The organism is Paenibacillus sp. J22P169 (genome assembly GCF_059691995.1).
The window spans coordinates 2,982,052-3,003,616 of the sequence record NZ_JCAUAO010000001.1; the positions used below are offsets into that span (position 1 = coordinate 2,982,052).

At 45.2% G+C, this 21,565-nt stretch carries 18 protein-coding genes; 1 reads left to right on the top strand and 17 read right to left on the bottom strand.

Features of this window, described 5'->3' with window-relative positions:
- Positions 1–4: 4 nt before the first annotated feature.
- Positions 5–670, bottom strand: a complete 666-nt coding sequence (locus AC58QG_RS13630; RefSeq protein ID WP_497362557.1) for a response regulator — start codon at positions 668–670, stop codon at positions 5–7.
- A 260-nt stretch (positions 671–930) separates the two neighbouring features.
- Between AC58QG_RS13630 and AC58QG_RS13635 the strand changes: the two genes are divergently transcribed.
- Positions 931–1,512: a CGNR zinc finger domain-containing protein gene (locus tag AC58QG_RS13635; protein WP_497362558.1), complete on the top strand. Its 582-nt coding sequence runs from the start codon at positions 931–933 to the stop codon at positions 1,510–1,512.
- Positions 1,513–1,615: 103 nt separating this feature from the next.
- On the opposite strand, the gene AC58QG_RS13640 is transcribed toward AC58QG_RS13635, so the two are convergent.
- The 16 genes from AC58QG_RS13640 to AC58QG_RS13715 form a co-directional block, all read right to left on the bottom strand.
- Positions 1,616–2,722, bottom strand: a complete 1,107-nt coding sequence (locus AC58QG_RS13640; protein ID WP_497362559.1) for a Ger(x)C family spore germination protein — start codon at positions 2,720–2,722, stop codon at positions 1,616–1,618.
- Complete coding sequence (locus AC58QG_RS13645; protein WP_497362560.1) at positions 2,719–4,122, bottom strand: spore germination protein; 1,404 nt, start codon at positions 4,120–4,122, stop codon at positions 2,719–2,721. Before AC58QG_RS13645 ends, AC58QG_RS13640 begins: the two co-directional genes overlap by 4 nt.
- Positions 4,119–5,201, bottom strand: a complete 1,083-nt coding sequence (locus AC58QG_RS13650; RefSeq protein WP_497362561.1) for a GerAB/ArcD/ProY family transporter — start codon at positions 5,199–5,201, stop codon at positions 4,119–4,121. The genes AC58QG_RS13645 and AC58QG_RS13650 overlap by 4 nt, the downstream gene beginning before the upstream one ends.
- A 260-nt stretch (positions 5,202–5,461) precedes the next feature.
- A complete protein-coding gene (locus tag AC58QG_RS13655; RefSeq protein ID WP_497362562.1) occupies positions 5,462–6,475 on the bottom strand; it encodes a sialidase family protein in 1,014 nt (337 codons plus the stop codon).
- 33 nt (positions 6,476–6,508) lie between these two features.
- Complete coding sequence (locus AC58QG_RS13660) at positions 6,509–9,202, bottom strand: exo-alpha-sialidase (protein ID WP_497362563.1); 2,694 nt, start codon at positions 9,200–9,202, stop codon at positions 6,509–6,511.
- A gap of 19 nt (positions 9,203–9,221) precedes the next feature.
- Complete coding sequence (locus tag AC58QG_RS13665; RefSeq protein ID WP_497362564.1) at positions 9,222–10,241, bottom strand: sialidase family protein; 1,020 nt, start codon at positions 10,239–10,241, stop codon at positions 9,222–9,224.
- 20 nt (positions 10,242–10,261) lie between these two features.
- Positions 10,262–11,146: a carbohydrate ABC transporter permease gene (locus tag AC58QG_RS13670; RefSeq protein WP_497362565.1), complete on the bottom strand. Its 885-nt coding sequence runs from the start codon at positions 11,144–11,146 to the stop codon at positions 10,262–10,264.
- A gap of 14 nt (positions 11,147–11,160) precedes the next feature.
- Positions 11,161–12,120, bottom strand: coding sequence for an ABC transporter permease (locus tag AC58QG_RS13675; protein ID WP_497362853.1), 960 nt, complete (start codon positions 12,118–12,120; stop codon positions 11,161–11,163).
- Between the two features lie 121 nt (positions 12,121–12,241).
- Positions 12,242–13,783, bottom strand: coding sequence for a type 2 periplasmic-binding domain-containing protein (locus tag AC58QG_RS13680; protein WP_497362566.1), 1,542 nt, complete (start codon positions 13,781–13,783; stop codon positions 12,242–12,244).
- A 198-nt stretch (positions 13,784–13,981) separates the two neighbouring features.
- Positions 13,982–16,336, bottom strand: a complete 2,355-nt coding sequence (locus tag AC58QG_RS13685) for a helix-turn-helix domain-containing protein (RefSeq protein WP_497362567.1) — start codon at positions 16,334–16,336, stop codon at positions 13,982–13,984.
- Positions 16,337–16,341: 5 nt separating this feature from the next.
- On the bottom strand, positions 16,342–17,421 hold the full coding sequence (locus AC58QG_RS13690; protein ID WP_497362568.1) for a LacI family DNA-binding transcriptional regulator: 1,080 nt from the start codon (positions 17,419–17,421) through the stop codon (positions 16,342–16,344).
- Positions 17,422–17,626: 205 nt separating this feature from the next.
- Positions 17,627–18,571, bottom strand: a complete 945-nt coding sequence (locus AC58QG_RS13695; protein ID WP_497362569.1) for an ABC transporter permease — start codon at positions 18,569–18,571, stop codon at positions 17,627–17,629.
- Complete coding sequence (locus tag AC58QG_RS13700; RefSeq protein ID WP_497362570.1) at positions 18,564–19,502, bottom strand: ABC transporter ATP-binding protein; 939 nt, start codon at positions 19,500–19,502, stop codon at positions 18,564–18,566. The genes AC58QG_RS13695 and AC58QG_RS13700 overlap by 8 nt, the downstream gene beginning before the upstream one ends.
- A 272-nt stretch (positions 19,503–19,774) precedes the next feature.
- Positions 19,775–20,437, bottom strand: coding sequence for a protein kinase family protein (locus AC58QG_RS13705; RefSeq protein ID WP_497362571.1), 663 nt, complete (start codon positions 20,435–20,437; stop codon positions 19,775–19,777).
- A gap of 198 nt (positions 20,438–20,635) precedes the next feature.
- Positions 20,636–21,070 carry a GNAT family N-acetyltransferase gene (locus AC58QG_RS13710; RefSeq protein WP_497362572.1) on the bottom strand — a complete coding sequence of 145 codons (435 nt, stop codon included), beginning with the start codon at positions 21,068–21,070 and terminating at the stop codon, positions 20,636–20,638.
- Between the two features lie 161 nt (positions 21,071–21,231).
- A complete protein-coding gene (locus AC58QG_RS13715) occupies positions 21,232–21,537 on the bottom strand; it encodes a hypothetical protein (protein ID WP_497362573.1) in 306 nt (101 codons plus the stop codon).
- Between the last annotated feature and the right edge of the window lie 28 nt (positions 21,538–21,565).

Here is a 21,565-nt window from a genome sequence, read left to right on the forward strand (position 1 = left end):
CTCTTCATTTTAAAAGGTAACGTACGGAAAATACGGCTGCTTGTGTCCTGTCACGTAGACCCAGCTTCGCTATCAGATTCGAAACATGATTTTTGACTGTACCTTCCGTAGTATGTATCATGCCAGCAATTTCTTTATTATTGAGCCCTTGACCCAATAATGCGAGCACATCTTTCTCTCGTGCAGTCAGCAGTCTCAGCTCATCTGGCGTACTTTTACATAATGGGTGAGTCTGATCCAGGCTTAAATCAGACATTTTTTTTAATTCTTTGAGCAGCATTGCTGTGATATCGTGTTGAAGTACCGTCCCTCCACTGTATACCGATTGAATCGCACTGACGATTGCCTCCGAAGGCATATCCTTCAATAAGTAGCCATGAACGCCTTTCTCCAATACTTTCATAATGAGTTCAGCATCATCGAAAGTGGTCAGTATTAGTATCTTCGTCTCCGGAAAGTGCTTGAGGATTAATTCGCTTCCTTCCACGCCATCCATTCCAGGCATTCGAATATCCATCAACACGACGTCAGGCCTCAGTTCGATTACTTTGGCATAAGCATCTCTGCCATCCTCAGCGGTTCCCACTACTTCCATACCCGGCTCCAAACCGATGATAGTCTTAAGTCCGTCTCTCATCAGTCTCTGATCGTCAACAATCAGGATTCTCAATTTTGCCGCTCCATTTCCGTTTTAGAATAAGGAAACTTAACTTCCATACGCGCCCTTTGATGAAATTTAATCAATGCTCTCACAATACAGGCGAACACAATGAAAGACGAGGAAACATAATAACTTGTTGCATCAAACCGATGATATAAATACCAATTTATACTGCCCAACGTAACCACATGCAAGCCGAGTCACTAGCTAACAATTGAATTGAATGTTACAATAGACATATTCTTCATATAATAAGGAGTTGCAGCGCGATGTTATGGGACGATTTTCTGAAAAGTGATTATCACGATTGGAGAGGCAGCGGTCATTCCGAAGACCTGTTGGCCAAGCATGGATGGTTAGAACAATTGCTTACTAACCATAGCCTTCCCTATCCGGGCGCTCCCTCAGCAGTAGAATTGGATGATTTGAAACGGTTGAGAGCGCACATGTTTCGAATCGTCCAAAAGTCGACGGCGAGTGAGCCCGCGGACCTCGTCGATCTCGAAGTGTTGAACTTGGCGTTATCTGGCGGACCGATCATTCTGCGCATCGCGGATTCGTATTCGGGATATCGCTTGGAATCTACGCCATTACGAGCAGGCTGGTCCCGCATTGCAGCTGAGATCGCGGCCTCATTCGGCCGCATACTCGCGGAAGGCGAGCCCTCCCGCTTACGTATATGCGACAATCCGGACTGTCTGGCGGTTTACTATGACGAAACCCGGAACCGTTCCAAACGGTTTTGCGACGATAAAGTTTGCGGTAACCTAATGAAAGTTCGGCGGTTCCGCGCACGCCAAAAAGCCGCGAAAAACGGCGGCTCCTCAATACACGGTGCCACCGAAACTTGATTCTCACAATGATACAAAGAAGAGGCTGCCGACCGTTGCTGGCAGCCTTGAAGGGCTTGTATTGTAGTCCAGATAGAGATCCGTGTTGTTCATCTGCAACTTACTATGATTTCTTAAGCTCTCCCGTATGTTGAATATTCACATGAACATCAATTCGGTTAAGCGATGAAGAAGCAAGCTTAATATCTTGCCAGTTTTTCATTCTTTTCTTAAACATCACATTTCTAAAATTGTAAATATCCGCATCTATGCGTAACCCAGCTTCATATGTAGAACGGATTTCTACTTTTATTCGATCCTCCGCTTCTTTCTCCATTTCTTGCTCTGACGGATGCTTATCGAGTAATTCAACAATATTTCCCCTGACTCTGACTTCAATATTGAAAATCGTTTCCCCGTTTTCTTCTGTTATCGTTATCTTAGGTTTTGGTTTTTCAAGTGAAATAATTGCCGGTTTGATTTCCAGTGATGATCTTGAAGTCTTTCTCTCCATCCACCGCAATCCGTTCAGCTGATTATTTGCCATCCAACCCTGAATATTATTTTTTTGAACGATAAATACACCGTTAATTTTCAATTTATTTTCGGATTTCTTCTCGGACTGCCATGCGGTTTTATCAATGGTTAGCGTTGGAACTATAGCTGATTCACCAGGCTCATTGAGATTAATTTGATATTCTTGAGCAAGAATAGGCTTTACGAACGATTTCTGAATATAATTTTCTTCCGGTTGGCCAAGAATGGTGGTAATTGGCGATAACTGAAAAAATGAGGGGGCTTTTAATATATCCTCAATAGATCCTTTTGTGCCGAATATCCATGGTGTATATCTAAATTCTCTGTACCTCTTTAAATTATCGAAGTAATCATCGCCGCCAGCTTGCATGGCGCTTTCGGTAAACAAATACGTGCGGACGTGACTCCAATATAATCTTCTTTGAACCGTATTATAAATTTCACCTAATGCCAAAGCTAGCGTCTTCCCGCTCCCTTTGCCAATATACACTTGCGGACCACCCCCTCCACCTCCGGTTTCCGACTTAGCTACATTGTTAAAATTTACCGTTTGTACGTAAACATCATACAAATTATTTTTATAATCTACCCCTATGGCAGTAACATACATCAGATCTTGAAGATTTTTATTGTCCCAACATCCAGAAATGAACATCGTAGAACAGAGCATGAATAAGAGTGCGACTGGTTTCATTGTCTTTCTCCTTGTGACGTTGAATCTGTTGGTTGCAGCATGCTCGGTCGTTTGTTTTTGGATTTGAAAGGCCGATCAAATATCGCTAAGATGGAGGATCTCACATTAAGTTCTGCGATCGGAGACCAGTAGGATATACCAAAAGATGTTAATGTGGAGGTATACCCCACCACAGAAATTAGACCGATAAAAAATCCGTATATGCCCAACAAGGAAGATATCAATATCATGTAAATTCGAAGAAGTGTGACGGTACCTGTCAAGGACTGGTTAACCAACGTAAATGAGGCAACGGCTGAAGTTGCCGTAACCATGAGCAACGCTGAGGAAGCTAGCCCGGAACGAATCGCAGCATCCCCAATAATAAGCCCCCCAACAACCGTTACCGTTTGTCCCACTGGTTTTGGCAGTCGTATGCCTGCTTCACGAAACAGTTCGAATAATCCCAGAATCAATAAGTTTTCCAATGTCGTTGAATAGGGGATCCCCATACGCGCTACAGATATGGTTGCAAGTAAGGGGAACGGAAGCTGGTCGATATTAAAGCAGGTCAAAGAAATGTAAAATCCCGGCAAAAACATAGCAATAACTAAACCCACAAGTCGTAATATGCGTTGTAAAATCGTGTAATAGTAGGAAGAATGGACATCTTCGGGAGATTTTAATTGCTCAGTCAAATTCGATGGACCGATGATCGCCATAGGAGATCCGTCCAAAAGGACAACAAATCTGCCGAGCAGCAGAGCCTCCGCTGCAAAGTCAGGTCTTCCAATGGTGTCAACCAACGGAAAGATAGAGTCGCTGGAATCACTTAAATATTCTTCCAACTGCCCGATTCCAATAATAGAGTCCACATCGATTTGGGAAATCCGATGCTTCGCTTCACGAACAAATTCGGGATGTATAATATCTTTGATATACAGAAGGGCTAAACTCACGTTTCCCCTTTTGCCAACAATGAAGTGTTCATATTGAAGGGAGCTCGTTTTTAATCGTTTACGAATGAGGGCAACATTCGTAATCACTTCCTCCGTAAATCCATCGCGTGGGCCGCGAATCGATATTTCACTAATGGATTCTTCAGGCTGCCGTTTTGGCGGGTCGGCTATATCTGCTTCATACACATGTGTTTCATTTTCATAAAAAAATAAGAGGATCACGCTACCTGAAAAGACTCGCTGTTCAATTTGACTAAGTTCTTCGCTTTCGTCTATTAGCTTCAGCTCATCGTTTTGAATCATTTCAGTCATTCGAGGAAGAACATTTTCATTTAACTGCTTGCTATCCACCATGCCTTCGCAATAAATAACCTGTGCACCGCTGTAAGTCTGGATCTTCACATCGAAGCAAGAAGAGAATAATGCCTTGAAATCCGCTTCGTTGGCATATTTGATGATCATAATAACCCTCTTTTTCTTGTTGTAAAGTGTGCTAATACTGTCCAGCAGAGAATAAACAAAGCTGATATCGGATAAAAGTAGTTTTTTGTTAAAGCTAAAAAATCGCTATCATTGAATGGAATCTCTACACCGAAAAATAAGGCCGTTGTTGATAGTATGATGACAATTTTTTTATTCCCTGGTTTGGAAGTCAACAAATCGCCAATTAAAAACAACCCCAAACTGATCAGAATAGCTGTACTGCTAAGCCACTGATAGATGGATAAAAAGTCAAGATGCTCCACGAAACTGCTGATTCTAACTAATCGCCATTGCGAAAAGAGAGGAAATCGTTGTCTTGTAGCTTCATAAGCGCCAAATATCGTCAACACACTCATTACCGCATTAATGAAAAATAAAGAAATAACAGACACCATGGCTACAAAATGCTTCCACTTGAATTTGCCTTCGATATAAGGTGATAGTAATAATAATAAAAACAATTCCATCCCAACTCTAACCGTGGATCTCGTACCTGCTAAGATTGGCCGCGCACCTTCTCCGAATAGGGGGAGCAATAGGTCAAAATGTCTATATCTATAAGTAAACACCGCCATAAATACAACCAGCGCCAATACCGTAGGCAGTAATAATGAAAAGGAAATGGCGATTGGTTTGATTCCTTTAACGGCTAAGTAGGCACAGACGATCAGTAAGGGCAAAGAAATGGCCCAAATCGGCGTAAAAGGCAGAATCATGGATTTAACCCATGTGACAACATTTTTGTCAATAATATATAGTTCACAAAACAAATAGAAAGCAATCCAATATTTCACGATCCGTACGAACCAACTTCCCATTTTAAGTTCAATGACATCTAGGAAGGATTGGTTAGGCGTTTGTTTGATTACGATGCGATATATCCAAAACGCATATAATAAGTAGATTATGCACCCAATGATACTGCTAACAAACGCATCCCGTTTGGCTTGTTCAATGATGATAACTCCGCCTGAAATTTGGCCTAAGGATAAAGTAGCGCTCATACATAAAATTAAACCGTGCAAGGGACTGATTCGGGGATTGGAAAACGATGACATCTATTTCACCTCCTGCTCCTATATTTTCCTACAAAGTAATTTTCTATCCCAAAAATAGGTAATAGGAGGAGCATAGCGAGTCTTAACCGGTGAATTCATTGCTTGATAACAAAATGATTGAATTAATGAAGGGAACCGAATTCCGAACCCCTTGATACATCAGACTTTTTCCCCATATAAAAAAGAACACCTGTTACGATAACAGGTGTTCTCGGTTACTACTTGCTTCCATGCTGGTCGAAGCTTTTATCGTTTTATAATCAAACCTGCAATAGGAAGTCTTCTTCCCTGAAGCTGTACCCTCTGATTTGCCCTTTAGGCGCATCGTCTACAATATATTGGACGACGTAAATTTCTCCATCCTCGAATTGCACCCAGCCGGAGTAGCCTAAGTCGGCGGATGGGCTTCGATCGTAATCGAGAGGAATGATTCGGGTCCATTGCTCTCGTCTCCCCTGTGCCTTGGCTGACTCCTGATCCGTAAAGGCGGCGAAGAAGTTTTGTGTCCACTTTCCAAGCCAGCCCTTCCCCCCTTGCATGAAACGGTAGGTGATCAGGATGTGACCGCTTTGCAACAAGCCAGCGACAGGACGATGACATCCGGGTAAAGGCATCCGATACAATTCGCTCCAACTTTCTCCTTGATCGTAGGAGATCGTTTTGTAGCAATCCCAACCTTCTCCGGAGTTTTCCCGGAGAAATGCTACAAGCGTACCGTCCGGAAGCGGAAGAATGCTCACTTCGCACAATTTGAGGCCTGGATCATATGCGACGAGAACCGGATTCGACCAGCTTTCACCCTGATTATCAGAGTATCGCAACCACTGTCCGTCGACTTTATGCGCGGAGAGCAGCCAGCGTCCTGAAGGCAGCTCGCATAGCTGATCAGGTACGATGCCCTCCAGTGGAGTTGAAATGGGACCGTTCCAATGCATCCCTTCAGGATCGCCGATCCAAAGGAAGTTCTGGCCGCCGCCTTCCTTTTCTTTCGTAATCCGGTCAGCGACAATCATTAGCCTTCCGTCACGCAGACGGGAGATCCGAGCGCAATTCCAGTAAGGCAAGCCATTCGTAAGCTCGGTGAATGGCCGTTTGTTGACCCACGTTCTTCCCCGATCCAAACTCTCCGTGATCATTAGGCGTGTTTGTGCGCGATTTCCGTGGTGCGTGCATTGCGAAAATACGCAAACCAGCTTCCCGCCAACCGTCAGCGTCACATCCGGCCAAGCTTCATACCAATCATCGTCTCGGCTTACAGCAAATTTCTCAATCATTCCATGCCATCCTCTCTTATCTGAAATCCGGTGCTACTTCGATTGATCATGCTTAACATGTACGTCAGTTGTACTCGTGGTGCTATGTCCAGCTTGGTCCGTTACCACATATGTGATCGTGTAAATGCGTCCAGCACCATTGCCTTTCCGCTTAGCTCGCAATGAGAAGCTGCGATCATCGGTGCCGTAATCCGCACCTATAACATCATCTTGAATGTCTTCGTTGCTTGTAATCGAGACAAGCTTGATACCTTCTACGCCAGACACAGCGTCCGTCGATTGAACGTCTACGCTTATTGGGATTAGCTTGCCATTCGGCGGCCATATCTCCGTAGGATCTGCGGTAACTTTCAACATCGGAACCAACTTATCGATGAGGAAGGACTGGCTGCGAACATCTTCGATGTTTCCGGCACGATCCACGCTTCGATATTCCAATACGTTGGAGCCCTCTGCAGAAACGATAATTACGCCATCATAAGACTTCCACACGCCACTGTTCAACCGGTATTCCGTGCGGGCCACTCCGGACAAATTGTCGTAAGTGGAAAGTGTGACCGTTACATCGCTCGTATACCATCCATTCGCACCATTCGGGGCAGCAGGTTCGATCGCAGATTCTGTCAATGGTTTCATTTTATCTATGCCGTTCCAGTAATGCTTTCTGACATCGGCCTCATTCATCGCATATTTATAAAGCTTCAGATCATCGATGTACCCTTTCCAATCGCGGTTCGCAACGGTACCCTTATCAAAGCCTACTAGAGGAGGCGAGCTTTGATTGGTAAGGTCCATGGAGACTGGATCGTACTGAACTGATGTGGCAGCCAATTCGCCTTTGACGTAAATTTTATTAACGGAGCCCTCACGGACTACTGTAAGGTGAGTCCATTCGCCCGGCTTGACTAACCCAGCGGCAGTCGCTACCCCCACTTCTTTACCAGATGGCACTCCCGTCATGTTGATGCGAACCGCACCATTCTTTTCTACGGAAAACCACCACTGCGGAAGCTTCGCACCGGCTACACCATACCAATACAGAATGTGCCTTTGCTGGAATAAGGCATCAGGATTGACCCAAACCGAGAACGAGAAATCATCCGTACCCGGGTGCAAATCCGCTGTATTCGTAATTTCTACATTGGCCCGTTGTCCATTCAAATAAAGGGCGTTTCCATCTAGGCCTGGCTTCAGCTCTGCACCATTTGTCAACACGCCTGTGTGCCTCTTACCGGTCAAATCCTCGATCCCTTGCCCATTAGTCTGATCGAAATTCCAGTGTACAAGAAGCTCTGGCTTCGCTTTCGTCTGATCCAGATGGATCTTGTAATGGCGGACTCGTTCACCAAGCTTCGCTTCGACCGTAATATCCGATAACCCGTTCAGCAAAATCTGTTTTGCAATTCCAGAGGTCGTCGGTGCCCCGTTTACCGTAATGAAGATGTCCTTGTTTGAGGTAACTGGAGTTAAGGTCACCTGCTCAGTCCCGTTGTACAAGTTAAGAATGTATTCCGTCTGATCTCCCCGAAATATAGGGGTTAAGCTTCCATCTGAAAACTGCAGATTGTCTAAATCGGCTTCCTGAACAGAGAACCAATCCAGATTAAACACTGCATACATAATCTTGTCGTAAGCCGTGTAGGCTCCGCCTTCGAAGAGAAGACCTGCCTTCCCATCCGGCAAAACCGTCAATGAGGAATAAGCAGCATTCCCTTTATACACCGTCTTTTGTGTAGCCCAAGACTGACCGTCGTTATTGCTGATCCGAACGCTCATATTGTCCCGGCGTTCCGTATTGGCTGGGTTCGCGAACAGCAGCATCCGATTGCCTTCGCTGTTGTCTGCGGGCTTATAACGTACGATACTCGCTTCACAGATCGCATCAATTAACTCATCGTCATAGACAATTGGAGACCAAGTAGCTCCTTGATCCGTACTCGTCGATATCCCCCGTCTTTTCATCTGCGGATTAGCTGATATCCGGTCATTTCGCATTAAAGTGCCGTCTGTCAGCTCTACGACAGTCGCTTCGTTCAAGCCGTCCGGCAGTCTTCCGCTCTCGTACCACGTTACGCCGTGGTCATCGCTTTGAATATTCCGGCCGATAGCCGGAATCACGAGCCTGCCTTGAGCTGGTCCATGCTGAAGCTGAATCCCGATCCCTGGTCCAGTTGCATCCCAACGGGTTCCGGGATTCTGAACCTCATTGAAACGATTAACGATTGGAGCCCAAGTCGCTCCTTCGTCATCGCTGTACGTACTCCATACAGTGCGAACGCCTCGGCTCGTCCCATTATTAATTTTGTCAATCGTATCGTCGCCGTAATTCTGAGTCATGAACAGCCAGACTCGTCCCGTACTCTCATCTTGCACGGCCGTTGGGTTCCCGCAAGTATCTACGCCTACATCGCAGACGATCTGCATCGGCTGCCACGTCCGCCCCTGGTCAAAGCTGCGCTTTAGCACCAAGTCGATATTGCCCGTATCAGAGGCGCTGTTTTTGCGGCCTTCGGCAAATGCCAACACAGTCCCCGCCTTAGTCGTCAAAAGGGATGGAATTCGAAACGTATGATAGCCTTCAGTACCCGATACATATAAGTCCGTGTTTTGAAAATAAGGGGCTTCTCCCGAGGAAGCAGCTGCCAATTCGTCCCCAGTTAACGAAACCGGAATTAGAGAAAGCACCAGAATGGCGCTGAAAATGCATACAATCACTTTTTTGAACATGCCACGATCTCCTTCCTAGTTACTTTCTAGAAAAGCTTGCTAGCGAAATGCGCTCGTAAGATTTCTCTTCTCCGCATTCATATAGACATAGAACGTTCCCATCCTGCGTAATAGCCAAGTCGGAATAGGCGGAAGGACCTTCATGAATAACCTTCTCCACAGTCCAGGTGCGGCAGCCATCCACGCTTGCTTTCACTGTCATATTGGTTCTCTTCACACTACTCGGATTGGAAAATAGAACGCCCCCTTGTCCGTCTGCAAGGACACTGCCTTGGCATACCGGCTCCACAAGCGCTTCATCCAGCGTGATATCCGACCAAGTCATACCGCTGTCATGACTCCATGCGATGGCCCGCTGATTGTGCCCGTGATAGCTGCGCATATTCATATAAATCGTGCCATCCGGCATTTCGGCGAGCGAGCATTCATTGGTGCTTTCACCAACGATCCCCCCAAGTTGCCATGTCGTTCCGTGATCGTCGCTGTAGAAGACATGCGCTGTGTAAGGACCGGACGTCCCCGTCTCCGGGTTCAAAACTGCGTGGTTGCACGGAACGATTAAGCGCCCGTTCTTCAGCTGAACCGCATGACAGGGCCCGGCCGCATACCAAGTCCACTCTGGTCGCTTCACGTCTTGCGTAATATCTCTCAGTTCCGACCACGTCAAGCCGTCATCGTCGCTTTTCATCACCAAGACGTCTCTGGACTTCTTACCTGCTAGAATATCCTTCTCGTGGCCATCTTCCGCGTTTCGGTTAAGCAGCAACCAGATAGTTCCCGTCTCTCTATCCTGCACCGGGCATGGGTTACCGATCGTACTGAGCCCTTCAGAGGCGATGGTCTGCATCGGCCCCCATGTAAGCCCATTGTCCTCACTTCTTCGGAGCACGACATCTATTTTGCCAGCATCGCCTGCCCCATTCATACGAGCTTCGCAGAAAGCCAGCACGGTTCCCTCATGAGTCACAAGCAAGGACGGAATGCGGAACGTATGATAGCCAAGTTCTCCCGCCATGTACAGATTTTGTTTATTAAGCAACTTAAGCTCTCCTTTCGCGATCAGCCCTTGACCGAACCGACCAGCATGCCTTTGACGAAATATTTTTGAATAAACGGATAAACGAATAGGATAGGAAGCGTGCTAATAACAACAACGGCCGACTTCAACGAAGCTGCAGGAGGAGGGTCCCTTATGAGCTCAACCTGAGTCTCATCCTGAAGCAATCCGGTCAGCAAAATATTGCGCATAACCACCTGAATCGGCAGTTTGCTCTGGGAGTTGATATAAATAGAGGCATTGAACCAATCGTTCCAATGATGCACGGCATAGAACAAACCAATCGTTGCAATAGCCGGCATAGACAGTGGGACGACAACTTTCCATAAAATAAGCGCAGGTGAAGCGCCATCCATGACGGCCGATTCCTCCAACTCCTCAGGCAGCGTAAGAAAGAAATTCCGCATAATGAACAAGTTCCACGCACTGACCAAACCTGGGATAATTAACACCCACAAGGTATCCTTCAATCCCAAATTATCAATCAGCATGTAGTTCGGGATCAGTCCCCCGTGGAAAATCATCGTAAGAAAAATGATTAAGACGAGAGCGTTTCGTCCAGGGAGCGTCCTGCGCGCTAGTCCGTATGCCAAAGTGGCAGTGAACACCAGATTAAGAAACGTTCCGACAACCACTCTGAATATCGTTACTTTATAGGCGTTATATATGATCATGCCACGGTTCAGCAGCATGTCGTAAGCACCGAAATCGATCTTTTCCGGAATGAGGACGAAAGCTCCTCTTCTCATTGATTCTTCCGCGCTTATAAAGGAAGTGGCCAGCACCGACAAGAATGGGATTAAAAATAGAAGTGACATCACGGTCAAAATCACAAGATTAAATACATCAAACGAACGTTCACCTATGGTAGGTTTCATAGCGCTCATCAACTGTCCACCCCCTACCAGATTCCCGTCTGGTTCATTTTTTTTGCAAGATAGTTGGCTCCTAGAATGAGAACCATAGCTATCATATTTTTAAACAAACCAACAGCGGTAGCAAAGGAATAATCCAGTTTCGTCAAACCTTCTCTGTATACATAGGTATCGATAATGTCCGCCACTTCGTAAACCGCAGGGGAATACAGCAGCAACACCTTCTCAAACCCGGCATTGAGTAACCCTCCGATCGACAAGATCAGCAAAATGACGATCACCGGAGTAATACCTGGTAATGTAATATGCCATGCTTGACGCACACGTCCGGCTCCGTCCATTCTTGCCGCTTCGTATTGTCCTGGATCGATGCTGGTCATAGCGGCCAAATACAAGATGCTCCCCCATCCGATTGACTGCCAAACATGGGAAAAAACGAGAATGCTCCGGAAATAATCAGGGCTGCCCAGAAAATGGATCGGTTCTCCGCCAAATTTAACGACAATCGCATTAATCATGCCGCCGTCGGTGGAAAGGATCATCATCGTCAACCCCGCCAATACAACTGTAGAAATGAAATGAGGCAAATATGAAATGGTTTGGACGACTTTCTTAAACGCAGCAAATCTCAATTCGTTCAACAGGAGTGCCAACAGAATGGAAGCCGGGAATCCAAACAGCAGCTTATAAAGACTGATCAGCAGCGTATTCCGCATGACATTCCAGAAATAAATCGAGTTCATGAACCGGATGAAATGCTTAAATCCGACCCACTCGCTTGTGAAAATCGCGCTAACTCCCTCGAACGGAGAGATCTCCTTAAACGCAACAATGATTCCAAACATCGGGATATAATCAAAGATTAGAAAATAAAGCATGCCTGGAAGGATCAGATAGTAATAAAATCGGTGCATCTTCATGGACGACCACAGCCCCCGCTTGGCAGCAGGTTTGCTGCGCGTGGATTTGATAACCGCTGGATTCATGGATGACAAAGGCGATCCTCCTTTCTTAACCGTTCACGGCGGCTAGTGTGTAGCTGTTTCCAACGCAAGCCGCCGTTTCGCGATTGTTTTATGCAATTAGCCTATTCATTCATGGATTACCTTACTTTTTCTTCTTTTCGTTATATTGCTTCGTGTATTCTGCGATCCACTTGTCGAGGCCCGCTTTGTTCAGCTGATCGATATATTTATCGAAATCAGCGATCGGCCTTGCGCCCGTTACGAATTTTACCAGCTCCTCACTTCTTAACCGGTCGATATCCCCTAGTGTCGGAACATTATCCTGCAGCGCTTTTTTGTCGTACATAATGGTGGCGTCAACTGGCATTTTTGCAACTTCAAGCTTTAATAAGTCTTTGTTCAAATATTCGGCATGCATTTTCTTTATAGGATCTTGGAATGCATATTTGGTTTCAATAGCCGTAGCCAGCGAGAGCCAATATTCACCAGCGTACGTAATGTCTTTATTTTTCAATTCAATATCGAACTTGCTGTTTCCGACATAATTCCAGTTCGTTCCAAATGCTGCATTCAGCGAATTCGTCGGAATATCTTGATATTGATGGTTGATAAATTTCATGACCGCTTCTGGATTTTTTGCTTTTTTCGTAATCACTTGCGCCGTAGTGCTTCCCGGAGAAGCCGTCATCAGCTTGCCTTTTGGTCCTTGGATGCCTTGGATCATTTCATAGTTAGCATCGGCTGGCAGGTTCGGCTTAACTTGCGGGAATAGAAGCGTGATCCGAGAATACCACATCGACGATGTGCCTACCCGGTTCGTTTTTAACAATTCTAATGGATCAAACTTGGCAAACGATTCTTTGTAGATATAGCCCTTCTGGTACCAGTCCGCCATCTTGGCTGCAAAGTCTTTAAATCCAGGCGCAAGCTCCATCGGTTTTACTTTTTGGTCTGCAGGGTCAATCCAGTTGCTATTCCCATGTTCGGTGAATCCACCCAGCAGAGCGTTTTTAATTCCGTTCAGATCCGTCATCATCGGGATGGTATCGTCTTTTCCGTTTCCGTCAGGATCCTTTTCTTTAAACGCTTTCAAAACAGCCTCCAATTCATCCAACGTTTTAGGCATTTGCAAATTCAGTTTCTTAAGCCAATCCGTACGGATCCAAAGCGGATAGTGCGTTGCCGGCATGCCCCGTGGAATACCCCAGATTTTCCCATCCTTATCCATCATATAATCCCATGCTTCCTTAGGCCAAGCCTTCTTGATGTCCTGTCCGTACTTATCCAGCAAGTCGTTGAGCGGGATGATCGCGCCTTTCGAGGCATAATCGTCCCAATTACCCTGGAAAGTATCGAGCTCATCTTTGGAACCTAAGAGGAGGTTAAGCTTTTCCTTAGCGGCATCCGCTCCTTGCGGCGGGACGATGGCAAGGGGCTCGATGCCAAGTTTATCGACATACGTCTTTTTCATCTCTTCCAGCTTTTCAGGCACGCTGCCTTCCGGCTTCGCAGTCAATGCCCCCGTGTTTTGGTAGATATAAATTTTAGGAATTACTTTTGGCTCGTTAGCCTTTGAGGTATCACTAACTGCTCCCTTATTGTCTGAATTGGAACATGCCGCCAATGTGAACGCGGATAACAACACTATCGCGGTAGAAGCGCTGACAACCTTTCTCTTATTCATGTTTATTCCTCCCTTTTTTCTGTTCAATCCCCAGGTTCCTTTATCAGGTCCCTTGGTCTGTACTAACGATAGCACTCCAATGAAAGCGTTTTATATAATAATGTTTCTACATCTGTACTACAATTTTTACATGTCAAAATAGTATTAACGCACAACATCCCGGCAACCGCTTCGTTTATACGGTAACCGGGATGCAGCTTACGAACCGTACATTTTTTTGTACTCGCCGGGTGTCAGACCCATCATTTCTTTAAACACTTTAATAAAGTAGTAGGAGTTGCTGTAGCCAACTTGCTTGCCGATCTCGCCTATTTTCATATCGCTTTGAACTAAAAGCTCTTTGCTTTTTTCAATCCTGACTTTCTTCAAAACATCAACAAACGGCTGACCAGTAATTTGCTTAAAAAGTCGGCTGATGTACGCTGGGTTCAAATTCAATTGCTCGGCTACGGTATTCAAGGAGATGTCTTGGCCATATTCCCGTTCGATCATTTCAATAATTTTGGAAATATGTTGGTTTCCTTTCGCATTCGTTTCCTGTTCAATATAAGCGGTTGTTAACCTTATGAGCCTTTGAAACCACCTTCCGATTTTATCCATTGTATCTTGTTCCAAAAGCTCCCGGTACGGATCCGTCTCGCTCCCTAAAACGTTCCTCATATCTGCTCCCAACTGATTGTAGGCATGAATAATCGCCGTCAAAAGCTGTACAAACAGCGGCTGAATCTGATTATAATGAAGTTTATTTTTATGTGCGTTAATCTCAGAAATAAACGCATCGAACATTCGGAGTGCTTCTTCCGTGCGCGCTGTTTTGAGATGGGCCAATAGTTGATCTTCCTGCAGCTTAGGGTAATGGAACCCACTTTTGTTATCGATTCGGATATCATCTATCGAAATGACGAATCCATCCCCATATAAAATCCTGTATTCCAATGCTTCCAGAGCGTCTTCATAGGCTTGCGGCAGATCCAATATCGTCGGACACATACCGCCAATCCCAATCGTGCAATGGGTTTGCAGTTCCTGATTGATTTCATCAAGAAGCTGTTGTCCGAGTAGAAATACTTGCTGCCGATCCATTCCACCGCTATTCATCACAATCGCAATCATATTCTTTTCGGCTTCAACGGCATAGAATTTCGGGGGAAGAGCCGCGCTGTTCGCGATCACATCAAGAATTTGAATTTTAAAAAGCTGCTCGGAAGTGACACTCGAAATCTCTCTGTCATCTAAGGAGAGGGCCCACACCACCAACTGTTCCGATTCGATATCAACGCCTAAATAAACTTTCTTGCTTTCGATTTCTTCCAGGGTCAGATTATGCCTGCGAAATAGCGAAGACTTGAATTGCTCCCGGTGAACGGGAAGACTCTCATTCAGCTTTTCTTTGTAATAGTCTCTTTCGAAAATCGCAAATTGCATGAAATTTCCGATGGTGCCAATTTCGTCTCCTTGCTCCACTTTCCGCTCGGACTCGCCTCCAATCATCGCTTTTAAACGGGAAATGGGCTTATAGAGGCTTCTGGACGATAAGTAAGCAAGCGTAAGTGAGATTATAATTAAGATGACTGCAGACAAGAAAATGGTTTGCTTAATGGAAGCCGTCCCTTTTGAAAGCGCCTCCATATCTGAGGTGTTTATAAACGTCCAGCCCAATAAAGAAGAAGCCGAGTGCGTGATCAATTTTCGTTGGTCGCTTATTTTTGCTACAAATGCACCTGATTTTCCGACGATATCCCGCTCATTTGGCAGCAAGCGACTTACAGGCTGATGCATGTGGTCCGGCTGGCTATGGAATAGGACTTTCCCTTCCGTGGACACGACGAAGATTTCATCCTGGTCGTTTAGCTTGCTAATCATTTGCTGGTGAATTAACTGAGCGTCTAGGTTAATAATTAACGCATTGTCGCCTTTTCTTGTTTTAAAAATTATCGTTAAAAGATTCTTTTCTTTTGACTGGTATTGTTTCGCGATCCTCGTGTCCATAAAAGTGGCATCCTCTGTGGCTGAGAGCAACGCCGAATACCAGCCCTTGTCGTAAAATTCATCCATCTCAAATTGCCGGTTCGAACCGTCGTTTTCGGAAGTAATGACTAGGTCTTTATTACGATCATAATAATAAACGCTATCCACGAATTCATTGGACATCCGAAACAGACTAATGGTCACAAAGGAGTTTTTCTTGGAGGTTAAATAGCCATTCAAGGCTGGTAGGTCCTCTTTGTTGATCTCCCCCTGCAAGGCCTCGTAATAACGTCCATTCGGGAATTGCTCAAACTCCTGAAAAGATTGATTTAGCACAAGCTGATTCGAGTTCTCCTTAATCCGTTTCAGTACGATTTCGATGGCATTCCGTGTCTGGTTCAAATATTGAAGCTTACTCTTTCCCGTCTCTTCTTCGAATGTTTGAGAAACTTTTTTATACGCGACTACGTCTGAAAGCAAATTAGGTATTACCGCAATGAGAACAGTAGTCATAATCAATTTGATAAAGAATGTTCTTCGAAAAATTTTATTAAACCAAGTAAACCTTTTGTTCTCTTTGAACATACGGCCTATTGCTCCTTTCCTGAAGAACTTTCCCTGAGGATTAATTCCGGTTCCAGTACAAGAATCTCCGGATTTTGAGAAGCTTGGTTTAAGAGGCATGTGGCGGCCTGTGCCCCTATCCTATAAGTCTGAAATTTCACAGAGGTCAACTTCGTTGGTAGTGTCTCGCAAATATTCGTATTGTCACAGCCAATAATGCCGATTTCTGGACCAACCCGTAATTCCATGTCTGCAGCGGCTCTATAGGCCCCCTGCGCAAGTCGATCGTTGAAGCAAAAGATAGCATCCGGTCTTACTGCTAACTGGAGCATCTTCAAAGAGCTAAAATACCCCTCTCCCTCTGACTCAAAAGCGGATTCGAAGGTCACCCATTCCGACCGAACCGGTAAATGCTCTTCTGTTAGCGCTCGAACATAACCCTGATATCTCTCGGATGATGCGGCATATAGCGGTCTGGATATGTAGGCAATCTTCGTGTATCCCGCAGCTATCAATTGCTTTGTGGCGATATAGCCAGCGGAAAAGTTGTTAGATATAACTTTCGTAGCTGCTATTCCTTCCACCATTCGGTGACAAAATACAAATGGGATATTCGCTTCCTTCAATTTGTAAAAGGGACTGAAATCCATGGTACCGTCGAATGCCGGAACTACAATGACTCCTTGTACCTTGCTGTCTATTAATTTAAGTATGTATCTGGTTTGTTTTTCATAACAATTATCTGTATTACAGATAATCAAGTTAATATCGTGATCGCTCGCGACATCACTGACAGCTCTCACAATATCTGGATAGTTATAGTGCAAGATATCGGGAATTAAAAGCCCCCACGTACGGATCTCTTTGGTCGCTTGAGCGCTCCTGCTATTGGTGTGACCAGAGACATACGTTCCGCTTCCATCCCGCGCGTACAGCAGTCCTTCGCCGATTAATTCCGATATGGCCCGTTCAATTGTCGTGCGTGCAGCTTGATAAGTTTCGGCCAGAACCGTTCTCGAGGGTAGACGGTCATGTGGTTTAAGAGAGGATATATTGTGTATCAATCTCTCTTTGATTTCTAGGTATCGAAGTGAATTCAAGCTCATGATTAAGCCCCCACCTTACGTAATCTGTATTACTGATTTTAATAACCATACATACTGATTATACTTTGGGATGTAAAGTGTGGCTATCCTTTTTATGCTAAAAAAATGGAAAAGAAAAACAAAATGACCTAGTGGAAAATTTCCCACTAAGTCATTTATGAGGAACAATGCAAATTTGATTGATTGCTATCTTAACCCTAAGCAGCTAAGCCGCCACGTCTCTTCGCGTGAACATAAGCCAAGAAATCAGATTAAATGCCAGAAAGTACACCGCAAGCACTCCGATGGAGAATGAAAGTGTCATGCCATTATGATAAGGTCTCCCACTCAGATACTGGGTGAGATCGGTATTTGCAAACAACAGGTACTTGCTCCAATCGAACCGTTGCAGCGCCTCCAGCAGAATATTGCCTCCAAACAAGGCGACGATGGAGAACGCGATGGCCATGGTGCTGCTGCGGAAAGCGGACGAGATCATAAAGGCCATAGTGACATACAGGATCGTGGATACCCCGTTAAGCAGATACGTTTTCCACAAGTTGAGAACCATATTCTTCTCGACGATATACCCATCATACGTCACTTCGATCAAAGGCAGATTCAGATCTCCAAGGCCGAATAAGACACCGTTCACCGTGACGGATACGACAAAAAGCGTGAGCAACAAAAGCATGCCGAACATCAACGAAGAGATATATTTGGCTATGAGGATCTTAAGGCGATTAGCCGGCCGGATGAGCAGCAGCTTGATCGTGCCGGAAGAGAATTCGCCTGCCAGGATGTCTCCCGCGATGATGATTGTGAACACGGTAATGACGAGCACCATAGAGGCCGAACCGTTAATGCCATCCCACATCGTGCCAACCGAAGTTGGTATATTTTTCTCCAGGTGATAATCGATGAGGGCGATCCGCTGTAGGTTATAAGTGCGGCTTTCTTCAGAAAGCTCGGGCTTCGTCAAAAGTTCGTTTCGGTGCTCTTTCTCCTGCTGCAGTTCCACCTGCCAGCCTACACTTTGCGATTGTTTTCCATCAGAATGCCATTCTATGATATTAACAAAAAGCACCAATGCGATCATAAATCCGACCAGAATCCACGTTCTCGCCCTTCGATAGATCTTCATATTTTCGTTGCGCACAAGATTAACCAATCTGCTTCCCCCCTGTACCCGTAATTTCCAAGAAACGATCTTCCAGTGACAGGCGAACCATCTGAACGCCATAGATTCGAATATGGTGCTGCATCAACCCTGCCAGCATGTCCGGAACGCGTTCCCGTTCGGTCGTGACCTCTATGAGCCCCTCCTCGAGGAGCTTAACCCCCTGGATTCCTTCCATTTGTCCCAAGACCTCCAACGCTTGTTCCGTCGGCTGTGCTTCGATCCGATACGTTGGTGCTTGCTCGCTCCCCTGGGTAAAATGCTGGATCGGCTTCACGTCGACCAGCTTGCCCTGCTGCAGGATCGCGACCCGGTCGCACATGAGTTCCATCTCGGACAACAGATGGCTAGAGACGATAACCGTCATGCCTTCCGTACGGGTCAACTGCCTCAAATAATCGCGCAACTCGCGAATCCCTGCCGGGTCCAGACCGTTCGTCGGTTCATCCAGAATCAACAGGGACGGTCGATGCAGCAGCGCCTGAGCGACCCCCAGACGCTGACGCATGCCGAGCGAGTACTTTTTGACTTTGTCGTGAATACGGTTCTCTAGCTTGACCAACTTAACCACTTCGTCGATCCTTTCTTTAGTCACACCCGGCACCATACGGGCGTAATGAACGAGATTCAGATACCCGCTCAAATACTTGTACATTTCCGGATTTTCAACGATGGCTCCGACGTGTCGGATTGCTTGCTCGAATTCGGTTTTGATATTTTTCCCTTTGATCAGGATCTTTCCCTTGGTGGTCGACATCAGTCCGACGATCATGCGGATGGTCGTTGTTTTGCCGGCCCCGTTCGGGCCAAGGAAGCCGAAAATTTCGCCTTGCGGCACATCAAACGTAAGATCGTCGATGACTGTGGTTCGGCCGATCCGTTTCGTCACATTTTGCAAACTGATGATAGGTTCGTTACTCATATACGGCCTCCTTTCTTTACTTAGCGCTGTTCCTTAAAGTGTACACATTTTGTTAATGGTAGCTTGAATTTATCATAAAATTTATCGTTTTACAATATATAATTGTTGTTATAAATTATTTTCAACTAACAACCCTTAGTAGAATAGGTTGCCTTTCATGCGACAGCCTGCTGCGATGAAGTATCGTTTTTCGTTAGTGTTTAACTAAAGAAACCACTCCATTATTAGGAGTGGTTTCTACTTGTTCTCTATACCTGGCGGTGAATAACCATTTACATACCTTTTTTTTGTAACTCACTTGAAGTTCGCGCCCAACTGCGGTATTTCCGGTAGCCTCGGCGCACAAGGTGCAGCAGGAGCTCTGGGAACGGCAGCCTACGTAGCCACGGGAAATAAAAACGATCGTAGGCGCGCTTCAAATCGTCCCACATCGTGCAATCGTCTTCTTTCAAGAAATCCGATACGTCGACGACTAAGCCTCGGCCGCCCCGCTGCATCACATTTTTACCATGCACATCATGCGGTTTCAGTCCCCGGCTAACCGCATACTTCAACGCATCATCGATATCGTGCAGCACTTGACGCGAAATCGGGATGCCACGCAACACACATTGATATAGCGTAACGCCCGTTAGTCGGCGCAGCACGAGATAGGAATCACCCGAATACAAGCATTCGGAATAAGCCGGGTGCTTGCCCAGCCGTCGATATATTTCTATTTCATCCTCCAAGCCCGGCCGTCCCGGCGCGTACACCTTCACTACCATATCCGGATTGCTTGGATGCATCAGCACAGCCGCATAATTACCCGCTCCGACAAGCTGCCACGGTTCAGGGACACTATAAACGACGATCGGGTCAAAAGGCCGCTCACTGGCAAGCTGCAAATTCGGAAGCAATTGTTCTTCAATTACTTCGATCCAGCGCTTCTGCATGCACCTGTCACCCCCATCTATTATTTTGTGGTATTATACAAAACTATTTAGCAATTTGCTAGAACAAAATTCCCCTGCACATTTATCCAAAATGAAATTAGGAACTGGGCCTACTTGACGATATGGTCTACAAGCGGATTGAAGGGCTGCCAAGCGGCAACCCCTCAAGTGTTTATCTATCGTTCACCGATAGTTCAATTAGAAATATTTTTTAAATCCTTTACTAACCGATCCGTCATATCCTTCTCGTTCGAAGAACTGATGGGCTCTTTCACGCGTTGCGTTGCTTAGAAGCATAATCTTATGACAATTTATAGACCTACAATACTCCTCAACATATTGTAAAAGTTGTTGTCCTATACGCTTACTTCGATGATTCTCATGAACAATAATGTTCTCGACAATACCATACGGCCTTGTACCATGCAATGCTTGGATACATATATTTAGCGTTAATGTTCCTAATAGTTCGCCGTCTTCATCGAAAACAAGTAGAAAGTTATTAGGGTCATTTCTGATTGTATCAATTTGTTCTTCGAGAACATTCATTTTCTTACTATTTGGCACCAACATACGATAGAGTTCGTACAGTTGGTTTCTATCAGATCGTTCAGCTTCACGAATCAAATCCATATCAACTCCTATATAACCCTCGTCAATACATTTTATTCCACATGATATTTTAGGATTCCTGCCTTTAGCCTAGTGGGCGCTGACAACTCTACTGTTATTTAATCACTGCCGTACTTTATTTTGGAAACCAAAAGGGCGGTTGCAATGAACCGCCCTTCCATTTACTTACGAATATTTTTAGACCAATAAATCAATACGTTGAGGAGTGATAAAGCTATAATAGCTAAAAACATAAAAAATGAGACTTCATCTCCGCCCAAATTGTATTCATCTACAATGTATCCACTTGCATAAGTGGTTAATGCAGATACACAACAGCAGATTATTAATATGAATAATACTGAAAATAAGTTTAATATTTTTTTCCTTTGGAAAACAACAATAACCATCACAAGAAGTAATGCTAAAATAAATGCAATAAACACTGGTCTTAAAAATATAAACTCTGGAAATACATGACTTCCCACTGTTAATTACCTCACTTTACAATTCTCG